Here is a 22,872-nt window from a genome sequence, read left to right as displayed (position 1 = left end):
CAGAGGACGCCGTCGTGCCGTGTGAATCAGTGGAGCACCGCCGCGGGGGGAACGCCCCCGACCGGGAACCCGCCAGGGCCGGGCATCGCGAAGCCCGACTTCTCGGCAGTGACCTGGATACGGCCACCGCCGGCGAGACCGAGGGTCACCGTGGTCCCTTCGGGGACGGTGGTCAGCGAGCGGTAGAGGTAGCTCCGCCTGCCGGTGACGTCGTGCCCGTCGACGGTGGCGATGACGTCACCTGTGGCGAGCCCCGCCGTGGCGGCAGGGCCGTCGGGTCGGACCGAGGCGACCGTGAGGGGGGGCGACGAGAACATCGCGCCGGGATCCGGGATGGGCAGGGTGTAGCCGAGGTCTCCCGGAGCTGCCATCGGCATGACCCTGCGCTTCGCCATGGCGACCTGGCCCAGATCGAGGACCGTGCCGGCCTGGACCTCGATCGGCAACCAGATCGCGTCGTGGATCGGGGTGGGACCCGGGGGAGGCATGGCCATCATGACGGCCTTGCCCGCTTCCACCTTGGTGATCTCGAAGTGGCCCGATGCATCACTGCGCTGTGGCTCCATGGCCGCCATTCCCATCGCGCCAGGGCCGTTCGCGTGGAGGCTGAGCGCGACGCCCGCGATGGGGGCGCCGCTGTCGAGCTCGACGAGCCGACCCTTCACGGTGGTGCGCGGGGCGAGGACGATGCGGACGCCGTTCCGTTCTTCTCCCGAGGCCAGAGAGACCTGCGTCCACGCCGTTCCTTCGTCCGCCGTGGCGCGCAGGTCGTACGCGCCCTCCGACAGATCATCGAGCGACCATGCTCCGCCCGTCTGGAAGAACGACTCGGTCCGGACGGGCAAGCCGCCGAGGGTCGCGCTGATCGTGAACTGTGCGGGCGGCGAGCCGCCTTGCGCCGTGAGGGTGCCCGAGAGAGAGGCCGTCTTGCGGATCGTGAGAGTGACCGTCTGGCCCACGTCGATGTGCTCGACGGAGGCGTCGCCGCCTCCCTTGCGGTAAGCGTGCAGCGTGTAGCGGCCCGGGCTCAGGTTGCCGAGCGTGAACTCGCCCTCGGGATCGGTGACGACCGGCGTGAATGACCAGCGCCCCAGGAGCGCTGCTGCTGCCGCTCCCGAAGGCGCGCCGGCAGACTCGCGTTCCGCATGGATGAAGGCGTCCGTCACGGGCTCGCCGTCGTCGTTCAGTACGCGGCCATGGATCTCTCCGTCCTGCGCCTCGACGACGAGCCGCACCCGCGTGGTCTCTCCCCCCTTCACCCGTGCCGTCACGCCCCGCTCGGCCATGAGGCCATCGGGCTCGGACGTCGCGCTCGCCGTCTGCGTGGGCGACTGAGCCAGCTTCGGACGTGGCGTCCGGAGCATGGCGCCTTCTCTCGTCGCGTAGACGCGGAACTCGCCGGCCTTGAGGTTCCTCAAGGCGAAGCTGCCATCCTGATCGGAGCGGGCCATCGTGCTGCGGTGGGAGGCCTGATCCTCGGCCACGATCTGGACGTTCACCACGGGTTTCTGATGCTCGTCGACGATGATGCCCTCGATGATGCTGCTGCCGCCCGCGAGGACCAGCGTCACGTCGGAGGCGTCGCGGTCGGCGAGATCGACCTCCGTCTGCTTCTGCATGTCCTGTGCGATGGCCTGGGCCGAGACCTCGTACTTCCCGGGGATGAGCCCCCGGAAGACGAAGCGACCTTCCGCGTCGGTCTGCCCGAAGCCGCTCGGGGGCATGGCGGTGAGCGGCGCGGTGGTCATGGCGTGGACCGTAGCGCGCACGGGTCGATCCTCTTCGTCGACGACGCGTCCCTTCAGCGTTCGCCCGGCTTGCAAGGTCCACTCGAGATCGTCGCGGTTCTCTGCGCCCAGCTCGAAGGTGGGCTGGTCGTTCATCCCTGCGAAGCCCTCGCAGGACAGCAGGGGCCGGTACGTTCCAGGGAGCATGCCCTCGAAGCGCACCCATCCTTCGGCATCGAGGCGGCCTTGATGGGTCTCCTGCGAGGGGCCGATCAGGGTGACGAAGCCTTGTGAGCAGGGCTCCTTGTCCGGCTGGATGACGACCCGCCCTGCCAGGTTGCTGGCGGCGTGCACCTGGATGACCAGGTCGCTCACGCTCTGGCCGAGCCCGAGCTGGATGCTGGTCTGAACCTGGCCGTACCGACCGTCGGTACGCGCCGACGGCTTGTAGCGTCCGGGAGAGAGCCTCGACAGGCGGAAGCGCCCCTCCTGGTCGGTCGACACGCGCTCGACGGCCGCGATGCCCATCTCGGCCCCGGCGTCGACGAGGGCGTCCGTGAGGGGGGCACCGCTCTCGGCGTCGATGACCTGGCCGGCGATCGTGGCGGCAGGCATCATGACGATCTCGACCGGGGGGCCGGGCGCCTCGGTGTGGTTCCAGGCGTCGGCGTAGCCGTCGACGCTCGCCTTGACCATGTAGGGCCCTGGATCGACCCAGGCGACGAAGGCTCCCTGGGCATCGGAGCGGGTGGCCGCGATGCTGCTCGTGCCTGTCCCGAAGGCATCGGTGCAGGTGACGAGTGCGCCGGAGATGCCGCCGCCGCCGACATCCCGCACCTGGCCGCGCAGCGCGACACCGCCCTCGGGGAGCGCGATGTCGACGCCAGTGCGCATCTCGCCCGGGCCGAGTGCGATGCCGTGTTCCAGGTCCGGCGCAGGCTCGGGGGGGATGTAACGGCGCGGCCGGTGCTTCTCGGCCGAGGCGAAGAGCGACCAGCGGGCGGGGTAGAGGGGAGCGATGCGGTACTGGCCGTCCTCCGACGTGGTGACGCAGGTCGGCATCGAGGCGATGGCGTGCAAGGGCTCGCGCTCCACGCGGGCGCAGACGTGTGCCCCATGGATGGGCGCACCCGAGGGCGTGGTGACCCGCCCAGCGATGCTCCCTTGGGCCATGGTGCGTGGGGTGCGGAGTCGATGGCGTGCGGTGGAGGGCGCCGAGGTCGCTTCCGAGGGAGAGGCGGCGGGATCGACCTCGGGACGCTGCGCGCGGAACCAGAGGAACCCCACCAGGAGGGCCAGGAAGACTCCGGCGAGGGTCACGGCCACGGACCGCTTGGTCATGGGTGACCCATACTCCAGGTCCGCCGTGGCGGCTGGCCTCGGCTCAATTCCCGCGCGGGAGCCCGAAGCGTTCCATCAGCCTGTACACGAGCTGGCGCGAGACTCCCATGGTCTCTGCGGCCTGCGCGACGTTGCCCCCGTGTTCCCGGAGCTGCTCGGTGAGGTAGGTCCGCTCGAACTGCTCGACGACCAGCTCGCGCGCTTCACGCAGAGGCAGCCGGGTGAGGGAGTGCGGCGCCTCGCCTTCCCGAGCGGGCGCCCTCAGGATGGCCTGCTCGCCGAGATCGGGGAAGAGCACCAGGCGCGCCACCGTGTTCCGTAGCTCGCGCACGTTGCCGGGCCAGTGGTGCGAGCGGAGCATCTCCAGCGCGCCGGGCGGGAGCTCCCCGAGCGTCCTCCTGGGGGACTGCCCAGCGAGGAAGCGCTCCACGAGCAAGGGGATGTCCTCCCTCCGCTCGCGGAGCGGCGGCACGTTCACCTGGACGACGGCGAGCCGGTAATAGAGGTCCTCGCGGAACGAGCCGTCGGCCACCCGTCGCGCGAGATCGCGGTGGGTCGCCGCGATCACCCGCGCGTCGAACGACTTGTAGCCGCCGCTGCCGAGCCGCCGGAACTGCCGTGACTCCAGCGCGCGCAGGAGCTTGGGCTGGAGATCCAGCGGCAGCTCCCCGATCTCGTCGAGGAGCAGCGTCCCCCCCTCTGCTTGCTCCAGCAGGCCCGCCCGCGTGGCGTGGGCGCCGGTGAACGCGCCCTTGGCGTGCCCGAACAGCTCCGCCTCGACCAGACCTGGCGAGAGCGCGCCGCAGTCGAAGACCACGAACGGGCCGCTTTTGCGGGGGCTGGCTTCGTGGATGCCGCGGGCGAGCAGCTCCTTTCCGGTGCCCGACTCGCCGAGCAAGAGGATGGTCTCCGAGGTGGGGGCCGCGCGCTCCAGCCGTGCGAAGAGGGCACGCATCGGGATGCTCGTGCCCACCACATCGCCGAAGCGGATCGACGTGGAGAGCGGCAGAATCGAAGGCGCTCCGGCCTCCCGGACGACCAGCAGGGAGCCGCCGAGGGTGGCGACTTGCCCCGTCGCGAGCTGGGCCTCGACCACGCGCACGTCGCCGATCTGCGTCCCGTTCTTGCTGCCGAGATCCTTGAGCATCACGCCGCGCTCGGTGAGCGCAATTTCGCAGTGCTTCCGTGAGACGCGAGCGTCCGAGAGCACCATGTCGCACGAGGGGCTGGATCCGAGCACCAGCGGGGTGAGTCCCAGGGGCGCCGCGACGCGCGCGCCACCCTCCAGGGTCACCTCGACCTCGAGCGTCGGTACCTCCAGCGCTCCCTCGGGGGACGCGGTGAGCGTCCGGTGGGAGTTGGGAGAGTTGGGCATGTCACATTCATCTTCGACGTGCGTCCGGAGGGCCGTCAACCATCAAGCAAGTTCGCCGAGCTGCGTCCGGAGCGAACTCTCGGCCTCCCTGCTTGCTCCAGCCACTCGGCTGCGAGCCGATGGCCGAGCGCGCGATCCTCGTCGCTCAGCATGCCGTAGGCCGCCTCGCGGACCAGCGTGTCGCGGAAGCGGTACTCCACTTCTCCGGGGAACCGGCCTTCCTGCTGAGGCGTCACCAGCTCCTTCGCGGCGAGCTCGGCGAGGCCCGCCGCCGCGTCCTCTCCATCCGTCAGCGCCTCCACGCCGCCGCGCCAGAAGGTCTGTCCGAACAAGCTCGCGGCGCGCAGCAAGCGGCGGGCCCCGCTGTCGAGCCGCTCGAGGTGCGTGTGCATCATCGCCAGCACCGACTCCGGGAGCGCGCGGCCTGCCCCCCGGGTCGCTGCCCGGAGCAGCTCGTCGAGGTAGAAGGCATTTCCGTCCGCACGTTCGACGAGCGCAGCGATCGTCCTATCGCTGGCGCGATCTCCCAGCGTCATCCGCGCGAGCCGCTCGCTGGCACGCCGTGTCAAGGGATCGAGACGGATGTGCTGCAAGCGTCGCTTCTCCCAGAGCTTCGGGAACACCTCCTCCACCTCGGGCCGCGCGAGCGCGAGCACCATCAGGGGCAGATCGTGGAGTTCGTCGAGGATCGCATCCACGAGCCGGATCGAGGGCAGATCCCCCCAGTGCAGATCCTCCAGCACCAGGAGCAGCGGTCGCCCCGCGCATGCCGTGCGCACGAGGTGTATCCACGCGCGTCGCATCTGTGTCCGGAGCATCGCTGGATCGCGGAAGACCGTGCCGTTGCCGTCCTCTCCGCGCGTCCGCGGAGGGAGGGCGAACAGCTCTCCGAGTGACGCCACCAGCTCGTCGGGGCAGAGCGGCCCCGAAGGATCGAGATGACGCCCGACCCAGGCGCGCGCCTCGCGCCGGCGCTCCGCGATGGACTCGCCCCCACGCAGCCCCACTGCCGAGCGCAGCGCGTGCCCCAGCAGGCCGAACGCTCCGCCCGCCCGCGTGGGATTCCCCTGGCCGACCCAGATCTCCATGGCCTCGCCGCGCCCGCGCAGCCGGACCAGGAACTCGTGCAGCAACCAGGACTTGCCCGTCCCGGGCGCGGCCGTCACCAGCGCGGCGCAGGCCCGTGCCTCGTCCCTGGCGTGCAGGAAGAGGGTCTCGAGCTGAGCGAGTTCCCGCTCTCGGCCCACACAGGCCACGAGCTTCCCCGTGCTGCGTGTCGCCCGGCCAGCGGGACGCTCGCCCCGCAACACGGCGCCGCCCTCCACGGTCTCCAGCTCGAAGCGTGCCCGGAGCAACCCGGCCGTCACCTCGTCCACCCGCACCACCGCCGACACTTCGTCCACCTGAGCGTGTTCGATCCCGTCCTCCCGCTCCCCTGCGGCCAGGAGATCCATCGCCCGCTCGCGCAGCGCACCCGACGGGAGCCCCTTGTCCAGCTCCGCGCGTCCCGCCACCACGGCGACCGTCCCGCCCAGCAGGGGCCGCAGCGAGAGCGCACAGCGCGCTGCCTGTGCGGCCAGATCCGTCGCCGCGCTGCCGTCGACCATCACCACCATCAGCGACCCGTCGTCGAGCACCTCCAGGTGCCCTCGGTGCCGCTCCGCGACGTCGCGCACCGTGCGTGCCTGGGCTGCGAGCGCCGTGCCCTCGCTCCTGGGCCGGGCGAGCACCAGCCCCACGAAGCGCCGCTCGGCCTCGCTGAGATGTCGCCACGGATATCCCCCGGCGCCCTTGCCGCTCGCGGACGAGAGCCTCTGTCGCTCCAGCGCCCTCAGCATGGTGGCCACCTCGTTCCCGTGACGCGGGCGTTTGTCCCGTGGCTTTGCCAGCATCCGCTCGATGAGCGATTCCAGCGCCGGCGGCACCTCGGGCCGCAGCGTGCGCAGCCGCGGAGGCGGCTCGGACACCACCTGGAGCAGCACGGACAGAGGCGACCCCTCCAGGAAGGGCGCCCGCCCAGCGAGGCACCGGTAGAGCACGCAACCGAGCGAGAACACATCGGATCGCGCGTCCACCGCCGGGTCACCCTGTGCCTGTTCGGGCGAGAGATACCCCAGCGTGCCGACCACCGCGCCGGGTGACGTCAGCGTCGGCGACGCCGACTGCCGGCGCGCGATCCCGAAGTCGATGAGCGTCAACCCCTCCAGCGTGCCACCGCGCAGGAACAGATTGCTCGGCTTCACGTCGCGGTGGACGACGCCGAGCCGGTGCACGGCTCCCAGCGCTTCGGCCGCGCGTACACCGAGGGTGAGCGTCTCCTCGACGTTCAGCGCGCCTCGCTTCAGACGATCGGTCAGCGTCTCTCCGTCCAGCCACTCCATGACCAGGTAAGGCTCACCTGCGGGGGTCGCGCCGGTTGCGATGTACCGGACCACGCGCGGATGCCGGAGCCGCGACAGCAGCCGAGCCTCGCGCTCCAGCCGAGCGACCTCTCGATCCTCTCCAGCTTGCCGCACCTTGAGCCCGCCCGGCTCACCGATCCCTCTTGCCGTCAGGGTCACCGTGCCCGTCTCGGAGCCGGAGTCCTCCGACGCACTCCTCCCGCGACGCAGCACCTTCAGCGCCACGGGGGTCCCCGTGTGCTGATCGAGAGCCCGATAGACGCTCCCCATCCCTCCCGATCCAGCCAGCCGCTGGACCTGGAAGCGCTCGGCGATGACTTGTCGCTCCCACATTATTCAGATCGGAGTATCGCCAGAAATCGAGTGCGCTGGCGAGCCTGTGTGCAGACATGCGCATCGATGGAGGACCCTGTCCACTGTATCAACGCAGGGTTGACAGCGTCATGGCTGCATCGTGCGCCGAAGCCTTCATTTTCCTCCCCTGCCGCGCGTGGCGCAGCGAATGCAAAGACGGCCCGCCGGTCTGCGCGTTGGCCGTGCCGCATCGCTCGGGCGACGCGACTTCAGTGATTGCGGAAGGTTCTTCGACGACCTCCAAGGAGATTCACTCATGTTCAGAACTCGCTTCAGACACGCGCGCCTCACGTGGTGGACGGCCGCGCCACTCCTCGTCACCTCGCTGCTGTCGCTCGGGGGCTGCGCAGAGCGCCCCACAGCGTCCAGTGTCGCTGTCGATGAACAGCGACTCATCGACTTTCCCGGAGCCATCCATGTTTCCACCGAACTCGCACTCGGGACCCCGAGCAGCGGCCCGGCTGCGGGTCTCCAGGACCGGCCTGCCATCGCGTGGAATGGCGATCACTACCTGCTCGTCTGGCAAGACAATCGCCGCGGTACCATCGACCTCTGGGCCACGCGGGTCGAAGCCGACGGGACCCTCACCGATCCGACCGGCAAGCTGCTGATCGAGGATGCGAGGAATGCCACTGTTGCCAGCGACGGCACCGACTTCCTCGTCGTCTACGGCCGCTCCATCACCCTGGCTGGTTCGAGCGACATCGACTGGGTCAACCTCAGCGTGGAGGTCGCGCGCGTCAGCGCCTCGGGCGTCGTGCTCTCCGAGACGACCATCGACGGCGCCCGCGCTTACCACGATCACCCCGCGAGCGTGGCGTTCGACGGCGCGAACTACGTCATCGCCTGGCCGACCATCGCGAACTGGGTCGAGCGGCCCGTGTACCACGCCCGCGTCAGTCCCCAGGGCGTCGTTCTCGGTGCTGGACCCGTCGCGAGCGCCACCGGCTATGCCGCTGCGGTCGCCTTCGATGGCGTCAACACCCTCCTCGTGGCGGGTGACGCGCACCAGATCACGGCACGGCGCATCGACCCCCAGGGCAACTTCGTCGACGCCACACCGTTTCCCCTCTCGGAGATCAACGACGACCCCGATCCTCCCTTCTACTTCTACCAGGTTGGCGTTGGCTGCTCCGGTGGTCTCTGCACCGCAATCTGGGGCAAGGACGGCATCTACGAAACGCCCCCGTTCCCTCCGTCCATCACGGCGTCGAGCATCGAGGCGCGCCGCATCACCTCTCAAGGGAAGTTCGTCGACGCTTCGCCACTCGTCCTGTGGCAAGGAGATTCCATCCTGGGCGCCCCCCAGGATCTCTCGGTGGGCTTCGATGGGGAGGACACCCTCATCGTCTGGGAGTCGCGGCAGGAGGCCGATGGCGATACAGCGCCAACGAGCATCTTCACTGGCCGCCTCACCCCTCAGGGCACCCTGAGCGGCGTCGTCCAGCTCGCGGATCGGGTGACGATCCCCGGCTACCACAACGCCCTCGCCTCGGGAGGTCCGAAGCCGCTCGTCGTCTGGGCTGACCAGCGCGACGGGTATGGCATGTGGACGCGCAAGGACGTGACGGGCGTGTTCCTCGGCCCGAGTGGCCCCGTCGGCGCACCCTTGCTCGTCACCGGAGCGCCCGAACAACGCCACCCCTCGGTCGCGTTCGACGGCGAGAACTTCATCGTCGCCTGGGCCGATGGTCGCGCAGGCCAGAGCGGCACCGCGCTCGACATCTACGCTGCGCGGGTCTCTCCCAGCGCCCAGGTGCTCGACCCCCAGGGCATCCTCGTGTCGAGCGCTCCCCTCTTTTTCCCGACCCTGTGGGATGCCCACCCGCGGGTCGCGTTCGACGGCGAGAAAGCCGTGATCGGCTGGCTCACCTGCACGAGCAGCATGGTGTACCACGAGTGCTACCGCGTCGCGTCTCGCTTCTCCCGCGCAGGTGTTCCCCTCGACGCCACCCCCCTGAACATGAAGATGGAGTTTCAGTGGCCGGGCTCGTACCACGCGCCGGGCATGATCTCTGGGGACGGCGAAGTGCTCGTCGTCGACCCCGATGCGCTGGCGATGACGCGCATCGACCAGGCCGGGAACATGACCTTCGACTTCACGCCTCCCGACTGGACGCCCTACCTCGAAGCCACGAGCCTCCCGATCGCCTCGGCTTCGGACGGCGCGTCCCACCTCGTCGTCCGCGTGCTTCCCTCCGGCGTGGAAGGCGCCCGCCTTGCGCTCGACGGCACCCCGCTCGACGGCGGCGCCTGGTTCCCCATCTCGCCGCCTGGCAGCGCACCGGTCGGAGCCACCGTCGCGTTCGATGGCGTGAACCACGTCGCCTTCTGGCTCGATCGTGCCGGCCTGGCGCCGCGCCTCCTCGCCACCCGCATCACGCCCGACGGCACCCTGGTCGACACCCCGCCTGTCGTGGTCGCGGAGCACCCCGGTTGCGACGCCGTGGAGCTGGATGCTCAGGGCGCCGTGCACAGTGGCCACCGCACGCTGGTCGCCTGGAAGGCCTGCGGGCCAAACGGCTCCGATCTGTTCGGCGCAGCGCTGGACGGCGATCTCGACGTCACGCCGTTCAACATCACCAACGACGCTCACCCCGAACACGCCCCGGCGCTGGCCGCCTCCGGGACCACCATCCTCGCCACCTATTCGAGCTTCCGGAAGGACGCCCCCCTCGGCGCGGAGCGGCTCTACGGCCGCGTGCTGACCGACGTGCCACCCATCTCCGTGGGCTGCTCGATGCAGGGCGGGATCCCGGCTGGCAGCGCAGCGCCTCTGCTCGGTCTCGGCCTCCTCGCCCTGCTGGGCGTGAAGCGCCGCCGCCCTCGCTGAGCGCATCCCACCGGCCGCCCCTGTCAACGCTGTCAACTCCGGGTTGACGTCACCCGGACCAGCGACCTCCCGATCCCCCTGGAATTCGTCTCTCTGGCCACTGGCGCGGAACCTGCTCAGGCGCGCCGTGGGTGGACCCATTCGCCTCGCCACCTCGGCGACCGCATGGCTTCCCGCCTGACGACACTCAGGACGACTCCCTCTCGGAAGGGCAACTCGACCACCTCCAAGGAGATTCCCATGTCGACGCATTCCTCCAGACTTCGCCGCTCGCTCCGTCGGCTCGGCCTGCTGACGCAGGGGGCGCTGTTCCTCGCACTCCCCGCTTGCACCGAGGCGCCCGACATCGAGGTGCTCGGCACCGACGGCGAGGCGGTCACCGTGTTTCCTGGCACCGTCGCCGTCTCCGGTGAGGTCGCGCTCGCCACGGCGACCCCTGGACCCGCGGCCGGCTTCCAGGACCGGCCCGCCATCGCGTGGAACGGCGCCCACTACCTGCTCGTCTGGCAAGACGACCGACGCGGCACGACCGACGTCTGGGCCGCGCGGCTGAACGCCGACGGCTCCTTCATCGATCCGACCGGCAAGCTGCTGATCGAGAACGCGGCGGCGCCCGCCATCGCCACCGACGGCACCGACTTCCTCGTCACCTTCGGCCGTTCGACGGGCAACCCCTACGGCATGACCGTGGGGGCCGCGCGTGTCAGCGCCGCGGGCGCGCTGCTCTCGGAGGTCCTCATCCCCGGGGCCGAGGCCGATCTGGAACGCCCTGCCCGCGTCGCGTTCGACGGCACGAACTACGTCGTGGTCTGGACGGGTGGCAGCGCGCACTACGCCCGTGTCAGCCAGCAGGGAGCCGTCGTCGGCGCTGGAAACACCGTGCTTCGTCAGGCGTTCCAGGTCGACGTCGCGTTCGACGGAACGAACACCTTGATCGTCACCGCCGGCTTCGATGGCGTCCAGGGCTACCGGCTCGATCCGCAAGGAAACCTCCTCGGCGGGACGCACCTCGACCTGGCCTTGCCCACCAGCGGAAACCACAGCTTCGACGGCGTCGGCGTGGCCTGTACGGGCGGCGTCTGCACCGTCGCCTGGACCAGCTTCAGAAGCGAGTTCATCCCCCCGTGGACGTTCAACTACGAACTGCAGCTCGCCGCGAAGCGGGTCAGCTCGGCCGGGGTCATCCTCGACGCCCAGCCCGTCACGCTCTGGAGCGGAGGCCTCTTCGATCACGGTGATCCCTTCGACGTCTCGGTGGGCATCGATGGGCAGGACGCCGTGATCGTGGCGGACTTCTGGTACAGCGGTGTCTACGGCTACCCGGGGCCTTCGACCGTGATGACCGCGCGCCTCTCTGCGCAGGGGCTCCCGGTCGGCAGCACGAACATCCTCGCCAGCCCCAACGCCGGTCACGGAATCCACAGCGCCATCGCCGCCAATGGCCCGAACGCCCTCGTGGTCTGGTCCGACCGGGCCGACAACTTCGGCTTCTGGCAAAACAACGACATCAAAGGCGTGTTCCTCGATGCGAACGGGCCCGTCGGCGCGCCCATCAAGGTCCAGAGCGCCTCGGCGCAGCGTCACCCCTCGGTGGCCTTCGACGGGGAGAACTTCGTCGTCGCCTGGAGCGACGGCCGCAACGGTCATCAAGGCCGCTCGTTCGACATCTACGCCACCCGCGTCTCACCCAGCGCCCAGGTGCTCGACCCCCAGGGCGTCCTGCTCACGGCTTCCACGTTCTTCAACGACTACGGCCCCGCTCAGTTCGATCAGCAGCCGCGCGTGGCCTTCGACGGAGAGAAGGCCGTGGTGGGCTACCTGAACTGCAACGGCTCCGAGCTGGAGTACGTCTGCGTCACGGCGGCCTCCAGGCTCTCCAGGGCGGGCGTCGCGCTCGACGCCACCCCCTTGAACCCTCAGATGGCCCACTACCTGTGGCCGGAACGGGCGAACTCCCCCCCGCTGATCTCCGGCGATGGCGAGGTCCTCATCGTGGAGCCTCTGGCGCTCGCCACTGCGCACATCGACCAGAGCGGGCAGGTCACCAGCGACTTCGACATCGACGAGGGGTGGTCCTACCTCGGATCCGGCAACGACGTGACCACGTCCGCCTCCAGTGGCAGCGAGCACCTGTACCTCCACGTCACCCACGGCGGTCAGGTCCAGGGCATCCGCCTCGCGCTCGACGGTACGCCGCTCGACGGCGGCGCCCGGTTCACCATCACGCCTCCCGGCAGCCAGGCTGCCAGCGTCGCCGCCACGTACGACGGAGAGGACTACGTCGTCGTGTGGCTCGACCGGGCTGGCCCGGCTCCCCGCATCCTGACCAGCCGCGTCACCACCACGGGCACCATCGTCGATACCACCCCCGTCGTGATCGCCGAGCATGCTGGCTGCAACGACGTCGGGTTGAACGTCCAGGGGGCGGTGCACAGCGGCAGCCGCACCCTCGTCGCCTGGAAGGCCTGCGGCCCGAACGGCGCCGACCTGTTCGGCGCGGCGCTGGACGGTGACCTCTCCGTCGCCCCCTTCACCCTGACCACCGACGGCTTCGACGACGAGGCGCCTGCCCTCGCAGCCGCGGGCCAGCACATCCTCGCCACCTACTCCAGCCACCGGCTGGATGCGCCACTCGGGGCCGAGCGCGTCTACGCCCGCCTGCTGGCCGACGTGCCGCCCATCTCGGTGAGCTGCTCGATGCAGGGAGGCGTCCCCGCCGGCAGCACGGCACCGCTCGTGGGCCTCGGCCTCCTCGCGCTGCTGGGCGTGAAGCGACGCCGCGCCCGTTGAGCCCACCTCGCCGGCCGTTCCTGTCAACGCTGTCAACTCCGGGTTGACGGCGCTCGGGCCGGCCACCTTCGATTTCCGGAGAATTCCCCTCTCGGAGAGCTGGCGCGGAACCTGCTCGAGCGCGTGGTGGCCGGAGCCGTCGTCCGGTGAACCGCCATGTGGACGACCACGCGGCGGTTCATCGGAAGTCACTCCGGAACGCACCCTCTCTCGGAAGGGCAACCCGACCACCTCCAAGGAGATTCCCATGTCGATGCACGCCTCCAGATTTCGCCGCTCGTTCCGTCGCCTCGGCCTGCTGACGCAGGCGGCGCTGCTCCTCGCGCTCCCTGCTTGCGCCGAGGCCCCTGATGCCGAGGTGCTCGGCACCGACGACCAGGGGGTCACCGTGTTCCCTGGCACCGTCGCCGTCTCTGGCGAGGTCGCGCTCGGTACGCCGACCCCTGGACCCGCCGCCGGCCTCCAGGGCCGCCCCGCCATCGCGTGGAACGGCGACCACTACCTGCTCGTCTGGCAAGACGATCGCCGCGGCACAACCGACATCTGGGCCGCGCGGTTGAACGCCGACGGCTCTTTCATCGATCCGACCGGCAAGCTGCTGATCGAGAACGCGAGCGAGCCCGCCATCGCCACCAACGGGACCGACTTCCTCGTCACCTTTGGCCGCTCGACGGGCAACCCCTACGGCAAGAGTCTCAGTGCCGCGCGCGTCAGCGCCGCGGGCGCGCTGGTCTCCGAGACCCCCATCCCGGGGGCCGGGACCATGCTGGAGAAACCCGCCCGCGTCGCGTTCGACGGCACGAACTACGTCGTGGTCTGGACGGGAGGCAGTGCGTACTATGCGCGCGTCAGCCCGCAAGGGGCCGTGGTCGGCGCTGCAAACACCGTGCTCCGCGAGGCGCACCAGGTCGACATTGCGTTCGACGGCACGAACACGCTGATCGTCACCGCCGGGGTCGAGGGCATCCACGGCTTCCGCCTCAGTCCGCAAGGGAACCTCCTCGGCGGGACACCCCTCGACATCGCCCTGCGCGCCAGCCAGTACTACGGCTTCGGCGGCGTCGGCGTGGCCTGCACGAGCGGCGTCTGCACCGTCGCCTGGACCAGCATCGAGAGCCAGTTCATCAACTGGAGTTTCCAGTACGACCAGCGGCTCTCCGCGAAGCGGGTCACCTCGGCCGGGGCGATCCTCGATGCCCAGTCCATCACGCTCTGGAGCGGGACCCCCTACGATTACGGCGACCCCGACGACGTCTCGGTGGGCATCGACGGACAGGACGCCGTGATCGTGACGGACTCCTGGCACACCGGTGAATACGGCCGCCTGGCGCTTGCGACCGTGATGGCCGCGCGCCTCTCCGCGCAGGGGCTCCCGGTCGGCAGCGCGCGCATCCTCGCCAGCCCCGCTGCCAGTCCCGGTATCCACAGCGCCATCGCCAGCAATGGCCCGAACGCCCTCGTGGTCTGGGCCGACCAGGCCGACGACCTCGGTATCCGGCAAAACCACGACATCAAGGGTGTGTTCCTCGACGCGAACGGGCCCGTCGGCGCGCCCATCACGGTCCAGAGCGCCTCGGCGCAGCGTCACCCCTCGGTGACCTACGACGGGGAGAACTTCGTCGTCGCCTGGTCCGACAGTCGCAACGGCCACCAGGGCCGCCCCTTCGACATCTACGCCACGCGCGTCTCGCAGAGCGCCCAGGTGCTCGACCCCCAAGGCGTCCTGCTCACATCGTCCACGTTCTTCAACGACTACGGCGACGCTTATTTCAATCAACGGCCGCGCGTCGGCTTCGACGGAGAGAAGGCCGTGGTGGGCTACCTGAACTGCAACGGCTCCGGGTGGGAGAACAGCTGCGTCACGGCAGTCTCGCGCCTCTCCAGGGCGGGTGTCGCACTCGACGCCACCCCCTTGGACCCGCAGATGTCCCACGACATCGCGCCGAACGGGGCGAACTCCCCTCCGCTCCTCTCCGGCGATGGCGAGGTGCTCATCGTGGAGCCTTCCGTGCTCGCCACCTCGCACATCCACCAGAGCGGGCAGGTCACCAGGGACTTCGACATCGAAGACGAACTCTGGTGGCCCTATATCGTAGCCGCCAACGGCGTGACCACGTCCGCCTCCAGCGGCAGCGAGCACCTGTACCTCCACGTCACCCACGGCGGTCAGGTTCAGGGCATCCGCCTCGCGCTCGATGGCACCCCGCTCGACGGCGGCGCCCGGTTCCCCATCACGCCTCCCGGCAGCCAGGCCGCCAGCGTCGCCGCCACGTACGACGGAGAGGACTACGTCGTCGTGTGGCTCGACTGGGCTGGCCCCGCTCCCCGCATCTTGACCAGCCGCGTCACCACCACGGGCACCGTCGTCGACACCACCCCCGTCGTGATCGCCACGCACGCTGGCTGCAACGACGTCGGGCTGAACGTCCAGGGAGCGGTGCACAGCGGCAGCCGCACCCTCGTCGCCTGGAAGGCCTGCGGACCGAACGGCGCCGACCTGTTCGGCGCGGCGCTGGACGGTGACCTCACCGTTGCCCCCTTCACCTTGACCGCCGACGGCTTCGCCGACGACGCGCCTGCCCTCGCAGCCGCGGGCCCGCACCTCCTCGCCACCTATTCCAGCAACCGCTGGAACACACCCCTCGGCGCCGAGCGTGTCTACGCCCGCCTGCTGGCCGACGTGCCGCCCATCTCGGTGAGCTGCTCGATGCAGGGAGGCATCCCCGTCGGCAGCACGGCACCACTCGTGGGCCTCGGTCTTCTCGCGCTGCTGGGCGTGAAGCGCCGCCGCGCCCGCTGAACGACGTTGCGCAAGGCCTACCGCGCCCTCGAATCCCTCATGTCGCGCAGGTCGTCCGCGCTTCGTGAACTCCCTTGGGCGCAGCCCCCTGCGTACCGTGAACCCCCGCGTAGCGCAGGTCGTCCGCGCCTCGTGAACCCCCCACGTCGCGCAGGTTCGCCGCGCCTCGTGAACCCTCCACGTCGCGCAGGTTCGCCGCGCCTCGTGTGCCCCCCGGGTGCAGGTCTCCTGCGCTCCGTGAACTCCCGCGTAGCGCAGGTCGTCCGCGCTCACCGAATCCCCCCACAGCGCAGGTTCGCCGCGCGTTGATCTCTCCCCACCGGCCGACGCTGTCCACCGTGACAACCCCGGGTTGACAGCGTCTGGGCCAGGCATCTCACCAGAGCCCATGGAGTCGCGCCCTGCTTGCTGGCCCGAGAGCTGCTTCGGTGCGTCGTGGCTCGTCCCTCCGGCCCCGCCGCGAGGACGGTCGCGCCGCCCTCCCGACGGCACCCGTCGTGGAAGGGCAACCCCAGCTCCTGCAAGGAGATTCCCCATGTCGACGCAATCCTCCAGGCTCGGTCGTTCGTTTCGCCACCTCGCCTCGATGACGCAGGCGGCACTGCTTCTCTCGCTCCCCGCCTGCGCCGGAGCGCCCGACGCCGAGACCCTTGGCGCCAGCGATCAGGCGGTGACGGTGTTTCCTGGCGTCATCGCCGTCTCTGGCGAGGTCGCGCTCGGCACCCCGACCTCCGGCCCGGCTGCGCGTCACCAGGACCGGCCCGCCATCGCGTGGAACGGTGACCACTACCTGCTCGTCTGGCAGGACGACCGGCGCAGCTCGCGGGACGATCTCCGCGACACCACCGACCTCTGGGTCGCGCGGGTGAACGCCGACGGCACCTTCATCGACCCGGTGGGCAAGCTGCTGATCGAGCACGCAGAGGCCCCTGCGATCACCACCGATGGCACGGACTTTCTCATCACCTTCAGCCGCAACACGGGCGACTACTCGTTCAGAACCGTCGAGGTCGCGCGGGTCAGCGCCGCGGGCGATCTCCTCTCCGAGGCACAGGTCCCCGGCGCCATGGTCGCCCGAGTCAACACGGCGGAGGTCGCATTCGATGGCATGAACTACGTCGTCGCCTGGGCGGACGGCAACGCGCACTACACGCGCGTCAGCCCCCAGGGGGTGGTGCTCGACGGGGGAGGCACCACGCTCGCGGGGGCGCACCAGGTCGACGTCGCGTTTGACGGCACGAACACCCTGATCGTGACCAACGACGACGCTGGCGTGAAGGGCTACCGGGTCGACTCGCAAGGGAATCTCGTCGACGGCGCCCCGCTCACAATCTCCCTGACCGACGGCTCGTATGGCGGGTTCTACGATGTCGGCGTGGCCTGCACGGGCGGTGTCTGCACCGTCGTCTGGAGCGATCTCGTCGAGCGACTCGAGCCTTCACCTCACAACGAGACCGTCCTCCAGGCGGCACGGGTCACCTCGAGCGGCGTCCTCCTCGACGCGCAGCCCATCACGATCGTGAGCAAGACCCAGCATGGCGAGCCCTTCCACATCGACGTGGGCATCGATGGGCAGGATGCCGTCGTCGTGGCGGATCTGTGGCACGAGTACGACGTCAGCTATCAGCTCCCCGCCACCGTGCTGACCGCGCGTGTCTCGTCGCAGGGACTGCCGGTCGGCACTCCCCACATCCTCGCCAGCCCCGGGACCAAGCCTGGCGTCCACAGTGCCATCGCCAAGGGCGGTCCGAGACCCCTCGTGGTCTGGTCCGACCAGTCCGACCGTCACGGCCTCTGGCACAACAACGACATCAAGGGCGTGTTTCTCGACGCGAACGGGCCGGTAGGTGCTTCCCTGCTCCTCCAGAGCGCCTCCGACCAGCGTCACCCCTCGGTGGCCTTCGACGGAGAGAACTTCGTCGTCGCCTGGACCGACGGCCGCAATGGCCATCAGGGCCGCTCCCTGGACGTTTACGCCACGCGCGTCTCGCCCAGTGCGCAGGTGCTCGACCTCCAAGGCGTCCTCCTCTCCACCTCCACGTTCTTCACCGTCTACGGGCCCGCTCAGCGTGATCTCGGCCCGCGCGTGGCCTTCGACGGCGAGAAGGCCGTGGTGGGCTACCTGAACTGCAACGGCTCCGAGATGGAGCCCATCTGCGTCACCGCAGTCTCGCGGCTCTCCAGGGCGGGCGCCGCGCTCGATGCCATGCCCCTGAACCCTCTCATGTCGAGCTGGGTGCCGACCCACGCGGTGTACACTCCCGAGCTGATCTCCGGTGATGGCGAGGTGCTCGTCGTCGAGCCCAACGCGCTTGCCACCGCGCACATCGACCCGAGTGGGCAGGTCACCACCGACTTCCCGAGCGGTTGGCCCGCGGGGCAGTACTTCGAAGCGGCTGCTGGCATCACGTCCTCTGCCTCCGACGGCGCCGGCCACCTGTTCCTCGAGGCGACCTACGACGGTCAGGTGCAAGGTGCACGCCTCGCGCTGGACGGCACGCTCCTCGACGGCGGCGCCAGGTTCTCCATCGCCCCTCCCGGCACCCAGGCGGCTTCCGTCACCGCCGCGTTCGACGGAGAGAACTACCTCGTCGTGTGGCTCGACAAGGCGGGGCCCGCCCCGCGCATCCTGGCCAGCCGCGTCACCTCCGCGGGCGCCGTCGTCGACACCACCCCGGTCCTGCTTGCCGAGTACCCTGGCTGCAACGACGTCGCGCTGAACGCTCAGGGCGCCGTACGCGGCCGCCATCGCACGATCGTCGCCTGGAGGGCCTGCGGACCGGACGGCGCCGACCTCTTCGGTGCCGCGCTGGACGAGGACCTCACCGCGGAGCACTTCACCCTGACCAGCGACGCCTTCACCGACCAGGCCCCGGCCCTCGCGTCCTCGGGGCCGCACATCCTCGTCACCTACTCCAGCCGCCGGCTGAACACCCCACTCGGCGCCGAGCGCGTCTACGCCCGCCTGCTCGCCGACGTGCCCCCCATCTCCGTGACCTGCTCGATGCCTGGCGGCGTCCCTGCCGGCAGCGCAGCGCCCCTCGTGGGCCTCGGCCTCCTGGCTCTGGTGAGCGTGAAGCGCCGCCGCGCCCGCTGAACCACGCTGCGCAGACTCCCCCCGCCTCGCGTCCCCTCCGACCCGCCACCGCTGTCCACCCTGTCAACTCCGGGTTGACAGCGTCCACGCCCGCGCCTTCGCCAGAGCCCAGCAATTTCCGCCGCGTCGAGCTGGCCCGAGAGCTGCTTGTGGACGGTGCTCTGCCTCACTGGTCTCGCCAGGGGGCGGCCGCGCAGCACGCCTCACCCGACAACACCTCCCAAGCGGAAGGGTAACCGACCACCTCCACGGAGACTCCTCATGTCGACGCCCGCCTCCAGACTTCGCCGTTCGCTCCGCAGCCTCGCCCTCGTGACACAGGCGGCGCTGTTTCTCAGCCTCCCCGCCTGTGTCGAAACGTCCAGCTCCGGGTCACCCGATCCCACCGAGCCCGAGACGCCCGAGACTCCCGACCCGGAGATCCCCGATCCCACCGATCCTGAGACACCCGAGGTCCCGTACGTTCTCGCCATCTCTGGCGAGGTCGCACTCAGCGCGCCGACCCTGGGTCCTGCCGCCCAGCACCAGGACCACCCCGCCATCGCGTGGAACGGTGACCACTACCTGCTCGTGTGGGAGGACAACCGACGCAGCGTGGAGGGGGGCGTCAGTCACGCTCCCGACCTCTGGGCGGCGCGGGTGAGCGCTGACGGAACCTTCCTCGACCCGACGGGCAAGCTGCTGATCGAAGGCGCCTGGGCCCCCACGATCACCAGCGATGGCACGGACTTTCGCGTCGGCTTCATCCGTTACATTCCACAAGATTTCAGCGGCCGGATCGAACTCGCGCACGTCAGCGCTGCGGGCGAGCTCCTCTCCGAGACGCCCATCCCCTGCAACCTGAACCGTTCGGCCGACGCGCTGAAGGTCGCGTTCGACGGCACGAACTACGTCGTGGTATGGGCCAACGGCGACGCGTACCACGCGCGCGTCAGCCCTCAGGGCGTGGTGCTCGGCGGCGAATGCGCTCTGCTCGCTCCTGCGTACCAGGTCGACGTCGCATTCGACGGCACGAACTCCCAGATCGTCCTCACGGACTTGACGGGCGTGAAGGGCTACAGGCTCGATCCACAAGGGAACCTCGTCGACAGCGCGCCCCTCGTCATCACGCCGCCCGGCGTTCCAGAGGGCCGCTACTACAACGTCGGGGTGGCCTGCACGGGCGGCGTCTGCACCGTCGCCTGGGGCGAGGGCGAGTACGAGCTCTGGGGTGATCCCACCTCCGGAGAGCCGACCTTGATCCAGGCGGCCCGGGTGACCTCGGGTGGTGTTCTCCTCGACGCGCAGCCCATCACGCTCGTGAGCGACGACCCGTACAACGAACCCTTCCACCTCGACGTGGCCATCGATGGGCAGGATGCCGTCGTCGTGGCGGGTCTGTGGACCACCATGATGTACGAAGGGCGGCCTCGGGGCACCGTGATGGCTGCGCGCCTCACGGCGCAGGGGCTTCCGGTCGGCAGCCCTCACGTCCTCGCCAGCGCCTGGAGCACGCCTGGCGTCTTCGGCGCCATCACCACGGGCGGCCCGAGGCCTCTCGTGGTCTGGTCCGATCAGGCCGACAGCTACGGCCCTGGGTACGACAACGACATCAAAGGCGTGTTCGTCGATGCGACCGGGCCGGTCGGCGCCCCCATCCTGCTCGAAGGGGCCCCTGACCAGCGCCAACCCTCGGTGGCCTTCGACGGAGAGAACTTCGTCGTCGCCTGGAGCGATGGCCGCAACGGCCATCAGGGCCACTCGAAGGACATCTACGTCACGCGTGTCTCACCCGGCGCTCAGGTGCTCGATCCCCAGGGCGTCCGCCTCTCGGCGACCACACCTCTCTACGGCTTCGCGGCACTCGATCATCGGCCGCGCGTCGTCTTCGACGGCGAGAAGGCCGTGGTGAGCTACCTGAACTGCGAGGTCGCCCCGCTGGTGTACACCTGTGTCACGGCGCTCTCCCGGATCTCCACGGCGGGCGCCGTGCTCGACGCCGCGTCGTTGAATCCGCTGATGCTCCACCTCCAGCTGTCGCACGGGCAGGGGTACGCCCCTCCGGTGCTCTCCGGCGATGGCGGGATCCTCGTTGTGGAACCCAGAGAGCTCGCCACCGCGCACATCGATCAGAGTGGGCAGATCACCCGGGACTACGACCTCGACGAGGAGACGTACTACTTCCGCGCGGACAACCGCAGGACCGCCTCTGCCTCCAGCGGGAGCGAGCACCTGTACCTCTACGCCACGACGAATGGCCAGATCCAGGGCGTGCGCCTCGCGCTGGACGGCACGCCCCTCGACGGCGGAGCCAGGTTCGCTGTCGTGCCATCGGGCAGCCAGGTGACCAGCTTCTCTGCCGCGTTCGACGGCCAGCACTACATCGCTGTGTGGGTCGACGAGGCGGGCCCTGCCCCCCGCATCCTCGCCAGCCGCATCACCACCACGGGCACCGTCGTCGACACCACCCCGGTCCTGATCGCCGAGCACCCTGGCTGCGACACCGTCGCGCTGGACACGCAAGGCGCCGTGCGCGGCACCCATCGCACGATCGTCGCCTGGAAGGCCTGCGGACCGAACAGCACCGACCTGTTCGGTGCCTTGCTCGACGGTGATCTCACCGCCGAGCACTTCACCCTGACCAGCGACGCCTTCACCGACGAGGCCCCCGCCCTCTCGTCCTCGGGCTCGCACATCCTCGCCACCTACTCCAGCACCCGGCTGAGCGCGCCGCTCGGCGCCGAGCGCGTCTACGCCCGCCTGTTGACCGAGGCGCCGCCCTCACCCTGACCTGCGCGACGCAGGGCGGCCTCCTCGCCGGCAGCGAGGCACCCCTCGCGATGAATCTCGAGGGGTGAAGCCGCTCAGCTCACCGCGGGCCGCAGCCGCACTTGCAGCGAATCCAGCTTCCGGATCAGCGGATGCGGCCCGAACACCGCCCCTTTCTCCTGCCGCAGGTCCGGGAAGCGGCTCAGCAGCGTCCCCACCGCGATCTGCCCTTCGAGCCGTGCCAGGCTGGCGCCCAGGCAGAAATGCGCGCCATTGCCGAACGCGAGGCTCGTCACCGTGTCCCGGTGCGGATCGAACGTGTCCGGCATCGGGATCGCGGCCGCGTCCCGCATCGCGCTGTTGAGCATCAGGATCACCATCTGCCCTTTCTTGATCCGCGCCCCGTCCAGCTCGATGTCCTCCTTCGCGTAGCGGGTGATTCCCAGCCGCCCGAAGTTGTCGAAGCGCAGCACCTCCTCCAGGACGCCCTTGATCAGCTCGGGGTTCGCCTTCGCCTCCGCGAGCAGCTCCGGGCGCTGCAAGAGGTTCAGCACCATGAACCCGATCAGGTGCACCGTCGTCTCCGACCCGCCCACGACGAGCCCGGACACCAGCGACACCAGCTCCCCCTTGCTCAGCCGATCCCCTTGCTCCTCGGCCTGGATCAAGCTGGTCAGGATGTCCCCCTCGATGGGGTGCTGTCGTCGCTCCTCGATCACCCCTTCGATCATGGCGATTCCTTCGCGAATGGCGGCGAAGTTCTCCTCGATTTCGCTGGGCTTGATCAGCATCGGCATGAGCTGCCGCACCACCGCGTCCGCGAAATGGTGGAACTGCGCCTGCCGGTCGGCGGGGATGTTCAGCAGAGCCCCGATCACCCGCACCGGGATCTGGTCCGCGAAATCGCGCGTCACGTCGAGCACGTCCTTGCCTTCGGCTGCGTCGAGCACCTCGTCCACGATGCCCTGCACCGCCGGCCGGAGGCGCTCGATCGCGCGCGGCGTGAACGAGGGGCTCACCAGCTTCCGTACCCGCGCGTGTGCCACCTGATCGAGCGAGAACAGGCCGTTCCGGTTCATCTCGACGAATTCCGGACACAGCGCCGCCGCCTGGCCGTGCCCTGCGTGCTCCCATACGCTCCGGTCTGTCGTGAACCGCGGATCCCGGAGCAGCACCACCACCGTCGCGTACCGGCTCGCCACCCAGCAGCGCCCCTCCTCCCAGTAGAGGAGCGGTGAATTCGCCCTCAATCGCTCCAGCGTCGGGTACGGATCCTTCGCGTAGTCGTTCGTGAAGGGATCGAAGTCCACCTTCTGCGGGGCATTCTCTCGGTTCTGTTCGAGCATGGAAATACCTCTCCTGTTCGTGGTTGACGACGGCGAGCGAGCTGGCTTCTCCCGCCCGA

At 69.7% G+C, this 22,872-nt stretch carries 9 protein-coding genes; 5 read left to right on the top strand and 4 right to left on the bottom strand.

Going from position 1 to position 22,872, the window contains the following annotated elements; translation table 11 throughout:
- Nucleotides 1-26: 26 nt before the first annotated feature.
- The 3 genes from CMC5_RS33925 to CMC5_RS33915 are packed head-to-tail and all read right to left on the bottom strand — an operon-like array spanning nucleotide 27 to nucleotide 7,178.
- Nucleotides 27-3,068 carry a carboxypeptidase regulatory-like domain-containing protein gene (locus CMC5_RS33925; protein ID WP_050434282.1) on the bottom strand — a complete coding sequence of 1,014 codons (3,042 nt, stop codon included), beginning with the start codon at nucleotides 3,066-3,068 and terminating at the stop codon, nucleotides 27-29.
- Between the two features lie 43 nt (nucleotides 3,069-3,111).
- Nucleotides 3,112-4,443, bottom strand: a complete 1,332-nt coding sequence (locus CMC5_RS33920) for a sigma-54-dependent Fis family transcriptional regulator (RefSeq protein WP_050434281.1) — start codon at nucleotides 4,441-4,443, stop codon at nucleotides 3,112-3,114.
- Between the two features lie 35 nt (nucleotides 4,444-4,478).
- On the bottom strand, nucleotides 4,479-7,178 hold the full coding sequence (locus CMC5_RS33915) for a serine/threonine-protein kinase (RefSeq protein WP_050434280.1): 2,700 nt from the start codon (nucleotides 7,176-7,178) through the stop codon (nucleotides 4,479-4,481).
- Between the two features lie 277 nt (nucleotides 7,179-7,455).
- Here CMC5_RS33915 and CMC5_RS33910 point away from each other — a divergent pair, with 277 nt between their 5' ends.
- The 5 genes from CMC5_RS33910 (at nucleotide 7,456) to CMC5_RS33890 (ending at nucleotide 21,488) form a co-directional block, all read left to right on the top strand.
- The gene (locus CMC5_RS33910) at nucleotides 7,456-10,032 is read left to right on the top strand and encodes a hypothetical protein (RefSeq protein ID WP_050434279.1); all 2,577 of its coding nucleotides are present in this window, start codon (nucleotides 7,456-7,458) and stop codon (nucleotides 10,030-10,032) included.
- A 240-nt stretch (nucleotides 10,033-10,272) separates the two neighbouring features.
- Nucleotides 10,273-12,822, top strand: coding sequence for a hypothetical protein (locus CMC5_RS33905; RefSeq protein WP_050434278.1), 2,550 nt, complete (start codon nucleotides 10,273-10,275; stop codon nucleotides 12,820-12,822).
- A gap of 247 nt (nucleotides 12,823-13,069) precedes the next feature.
- Nucleotides 13,070-15,622 carry a hypothetical protein gene (locus tag CMC5_RS33900; protein ID WP_050434277.1) on the top strand — a complete coding sequence of 851 codons (2,553 nt, stop codon included), beginning with the start codon at nucleotides 13,070-13,072 and terminating at the stop codon, nucleotides 15,620-15,622.
- Nucleotides 15,623-16,157: 535 nt separating this feature from the next.
- The gene (locus CMC5_RS33895; protein WP_050434276.1) at nucleotides 16,158-18,719 is read left to right on the top strand and encodes a hypothetical protein; all 2,562 of its coding nucleotides are present in this window, start codon (nucleotides 16,158-16,160) and stop codon (nucleotides 18,717-18,719) included.
- 261 nt (nucleotides 18,720-18,980) lie between these two features.
- On the top strand, nucleotides 18,981-21,488 hold the full coding sequence (locus tag CMC5_RS33890; protein ID WP_050434275.1) for a hypothetical protein: 2,508 nt from the start codon (nucleotides 18,981-18,983) through the stop codon (nucleotides 21,486-21,488).
- Between the two features lie 74 nt (nucleotides 21,489-21,562).
- Here the strand turns inward: CMC5_RS33890 and CMC5_RS33885 are convergent, their stop codons facing one another.
- Nucleotides 21,563-22,813: a cytochrome P450 gene (locus tag CMC5_RS33885; protein ID WP_050434274.1), complete on the bottom strand. Its 1,251-nt coding sequence runs from the start codon at nucleotides 22,811-22,813 to the stop codon at nucleotides 21,563-21,565.
- Between the last annotated feature and the right edge of the window lie 59 nt (nucleotides 22,814-22,872).

This window comes from Chondromyces crocatus (genome assembly GCF_001189295.1).
GTDB classification, from domain to species: domain Bacteria; phylum Myxococcota_A; class Polyangia; order Polyangiales; family Polyangiaceae; genus Chondromyces; species Chondromyces crocatus.
The sequence above is the reverse complement of the archived record's forward strand: the minus strand, read 5'-3'. Positions and strand labels throughout refer to the sequence as shown.